Annotated in this window: 3 protein-coding genes; 1 reads left to right on the plus strand and 2 read right to left on the minus strand. The window is 72.0% G+C overall.

The window, feature by feature from the left end:
* Positions 1 to 27: 27 nt before the first annotated feature.
* Together ACFOWB_RS24955 and ACFOWB_RS24960 are read right to left on the minus strand one after the other, a co-directional pair.
* Positions 28 to 1350: a glycosyltransferase family 29 protein gene (locus ACFOWB_RS24955; protein ID WP_378150027.1), complete on the minus strand. Its 1323-nt coding sequence runs from the start codon at positions 1348 to 1350 to the stop codon at positions 28 to 30.
* A 120-nt stretch (positions 1351 to 1470) separates the two neighbouring features.
* The gene (locus ACFOWB_RS24960; RefSeq protein ID WP_378150029.1) at positions 1471 to 3495 is read right to left on the minus strand and encodes a peptidoglycan DD-metalloendopeptidase family protein; all 2025 of its coding nucleotides are present in this window, start codon (positions 3493 to 3495) and stop codon (positions 1471 to 1473) included.
* A gap of 252 nt (positions 3496 to 3747) precedes the next feature.
* Here ACFOWB_RS24960 and ACFOWB_RS24965 point away from each other — a divergent pair.
* A partial coding sequence (locus ACFOWB_RS24965) for a hypothetical protein (protein WP_378150031.1) occupies positions 3748 to 3940 on the plus strand: 193 nt, incomplete at its 3' end.

Here is a 3940-nt window from a genome sequence, read left to right on the forward strand (position 1 = left end):
GGCCGATCGCGCCGTCGCCGCGACGCCTTATGATCCGGCGTCGGCGAACCAGCGGTCGAACAGCGCCCGCTCCGAGCGCCATTCATGGCGGCCGGCAGGGTGTTCAGCGTCGTAGTAATGCGTCTCCGGCGACGCGCCGAGCTGGTCGACCAACGAGAAGCCGTAGCAACGGACGTTGGCGAGCGAACCGCGTGCGTCCTTCATGGTCGCGAGCGCGATCAGCCCCGAGCTCGGCAGGCGGCCGAGCTCGCGATGGAGCGCCATGTTGATCCGGCTCGGCGTGAACGCCACGCGTTTCCCGACCGAGCGCATGAGGCGCAGGAACGCGCAATCCTCCGACACGGCCTGCATCTGGCGCACGAGGATCACGGGCGCGCGCGTCCGTGTGGCCCAGTCGTTCCAGTAGCGCGGCGCCATCATCTTGACGTCGCAGCGCGCGCCGTAGTCGGCCGCGTAGGTTCCGTCCTCCGGCGCGCCGTTGAAGCGCAGAGCGACGTCGTGATCGTCGATCTCCGGGCCGAGCCCGCGGCCGATGTCGCAGGGCGAGTTTCCGACAACCGCGACCCGCCGCGCCGAAGCGGCGAGATCCCCCCAGAACGCCGCGCTGTCGGCTTCGGCCTCCGCGACGAGACGGGCCGCCCCGGCCGCCTCGGCCGAAAGCGACGAGGGGGCGAGATCGAGCAACAGCCGGGCGGTGACCGCGTCGCTCTCGGCCCGTCCGGCGAGCGCCGGGAAGCGCTCCAGCAGGCGGGCGGTCAGGTCGGACGCGCCGGTCATGTAGACGACCGCGGAGAGCCGCTGGCCGATCGCCGCCTTGCCGTTCGATTCGTCCGCGAGTTCGTCGATCAGCCGCGCGAGGTCGGGCTCCGGCAGGCCGACGCGCCTGGCGGCCGCGATCCGCGCGCGCAAGGCCGCAAGCCTCAACTGCGGGGCGGCGCCCCGTCCCGCGCGCGCGATCAGCGATAGGCACCATGGCTCGACGTTGCGCGACAGCTCCGCGAACAGCAGCAACGAGGCGAGTGCGTGGGGCCCGTTCGGCCGCCAGCCCGCCGCGTCGTCGTAGAGCTCGCCGCCGCGCGCCTGGTCGGCGGTCGCAAGGGCAGCCGCCGCGATCGCGCGCGCTCCCTCTCGTTCGGCCGGACGCGGCTCGCCGGCGAGCGCCGTGCGCGCGAAAGCGCATGAGGCGACGACGTCGCCCTCGCGCGCCGCCCGGAGCGCGCGCCCGAGGTCGTCCGGCCGCCGCTCGGCCCTGGCGACATAGCGCTTGGCGAGCGACATGACGGCCGCGCTCGGCTTGGCGGCCGGCGCCCAGCGGGCGAACTCTTCGTAGAACGGATGAGGCTCGATCATGAGACGGGGAGGCGGGCGTCTTGGGGAAACAGGTGGCCGCGCCGTGACGGCGTCGGACGCGTTCTGACGGCGGAGGTTTCGATCGCGAAGCCTAGCGGCCCTTTGCGGCGGTCGCGCGGGTCATCCGCCGCGTCCGCTCTCCGCGGCCGCCGCCCGCGCGCCGGCGGCGGGGCCGCGCCCGAGCAGCGCGTCGATGCGGGCGCGTTCGCCGTCGAACTTCGCCATCTCTGAGCCGTCGAGCTCGCGGCCGCGCGGAAGCTTGACCGTCATCGGGTTCACGAAGCGGCCGTTGATCATGACTTCGTAGTGCAGATGCGCGCCGGTCGAAAGGCCGGTCGAGCCGACATAGCCGACCACCTGGCCCTGCCGGACCCGCGCCCCGGCCGAAACGCCGCGCGCGATGCCCGACATGTGGTTGTAGGTCGTCTCGTAGCCGTTGGTGTGCTTGAGCACGACCTGGCGGCCGTAGCCGTTCGCCCAGCCCGACTTCTCCACCACGCCGTTGCCCGAGGCCACGATCGGGGTGCCGACCGGCGCCGCCCAGTCCACGCCCGTGTGCATCTTGGAGTAGCCCAGCACCGGATGGCGGCGGAAGCCGAAGCCCGAGCGCATGACGCCGCCGTTCATCGGCTTGCGCATGAGGAACTTTTTCGCCGACTTCCCATACTCGTCGTAATAGTCGACCAGCCCGTCGTCGTCGGTCTCGAAGCGATAGAACCGGCGCTGGTCGCCGGCGAGCTTCAGCGACAGATAGGCGACCTCGCCCTCGCCGCCGGGTTCGTTCGGGTCCGAATAGAACACCTCGAAACCGTCGTTCGGGCCGACGGGCCGGTTGAAGTCGACGTCGTAGGAGACGATGCGCACCATCTCGTCGACGATGGCCGTGGGCACCTGGTTCTTGAGCGCCGCCTCGTAGAGACCGTTGTAGAGCCGCATCCGGCTCGGAACGCCGGGGCGCTCGACTTCGTCGGCGATCTCCTCGGCGGTCGGCTCGTCGGCGAGGTCGCCGATGTCGGCCACCGCCACATAGTCGCCGATGTCCGACGCCGCGACCGAGCCGACATGGCCGCCGTCGGCGTCGAACAGGCTGACGCGCACCGGCTGCAGGCGGCTGCCGCCCGGCGCCGCGGTGCGGCCCATCAAAACCTTGAGGCGCTGCCCCGGCATGACGGAGGCGACGCCGTAGCCGTCGCGGCCGGCGAATCGGTCGGCGATGACGCGCGCATCCTGCGGGGCGACGTTGGCGTCGCGCTCGAGCGCCGAGGCGAGCGATCCGCCTGCGGTGATCGCGACGGTGTTTTCGCCGGGCGTCGCGGCGCCGGCTTCGGCGACGGCGGATTTCGCCACCAGCGTCACGTTCTGCGGAGTCGGCCTCGGGTCGATGACGCCCGGCAACGGCAGCAGCGCGTCCTGCGCCGCATAGGCGAGCGCGCTCTGCGCGCCGGGCGCCATCGGCAGCGCAGGCTCCATGCGGGTCGCGAATTCGAAGGCGGCGGCCTCGCGCACGCGCGCCCGGACCTCCACCGGCGGGACCACCGGTCCCTCGTCCGGCGCGATCTGTCGGGCCGATAGGTCGCTCACCGTGAAGGAGAGATCGCCCTCGCCGTCCGGTTCGGCGACCGAGCGGTCACGATTGGCGGCCGCGAGCGTCTTCATCGGGTCGAAGTTCGGAACGCGGCCCGCGAACTCCGTCGGCTGACGGGCGAGCGGGGCGCTGACGCGCACGAAGGAGCGCATGCGCACGATCTCGCGCTCGCCATGCTTCGTGGTGGACGAGATCCGCATGGTCTGGCGGGCCGAGGCGTCCTGGTCGGCGACGAGACGGTCGCCCTTGCGCGTCTCGTTCGAGACGCGGTCGTCCTGCCGGGCCTGCGCGGCGGCCAGGCGCAGCGCGTGGCTGACGTCGGTCTTGCCGTTGAGGGTGGAGTAGATCGCGCCGCCCAGAAGGCCGGCGCCCGCCATGCCGGTCAGGATCGTGCCCGCGAGCCAGCGCAGGCTGACGCCGCGACGGTCGACCAGGTCGGCCGCGCCCGCGACGCCGAGCGGAGGCTCGGCGCCGAGCTCGACGGCCGGACGGCCGGGAGCCTGGCGGCCGTGAACGGTACGGCCATGCGGGACGGCGCGCGCGGCGCGGCGGACGGACACTTCGGGCTGAACCCCCTGGGGCCGGGGCGCTCGAAAGCGCCGTCGGCGACTGCATGACCCTAGCGCGACCACGAAGCGCGCGCCACTCGCCGGAAGCCGGACCCCGCGTCCGTCCCCTGCGCACGGCCAGAAACGAAGGATTTGCGGCGCAAGCGGGGCGGGCCTTTCGAGCGCGAGCCAGAAACAGGGCCCCGCGCTCGCGCATACGCGAGACAAAGGCCACACGGGGCGGACCCGAAGGACGGCGCCGTCATGAAATCGAAAAACAGCTCTCCAAACAGGCGCCGGCTGGTCAAATCTGCCGCACCTTCAGCCCTTGGCGCTCTTGAGGAAGACGCCGTCAGGCCGGGCCAGGGTTCATCGCAGCGTCATTTTTTCGAAGGACCGGCGTTGACAGTTGGAGTTTGTGGGGCCTATACAGCGGCCATCGGCGGCGGCGACGGAG

It is taken from the genome of Chenggangzhangella methanolivorans, assembly GCF_042648545.1.
Taxonomy (GTDB): domain Bacteria; phylum Pseudomonadota; class Alphaproteobacteria; order Rhizobiales; family Methylopilaceae; genus Methylopila; species Methylopila methanolivorans.

Bases quoted from the DNA above. Each gene is read 5' to 3' on its own strand.
- ACFOWB_RS24955 (WP_378150027.1), bottom strand. From the start codon at position 1,350: ATGATCGAGCCTCATCCGTTCTACGAAGAGTTCGCCCGCTGGGCGCCG.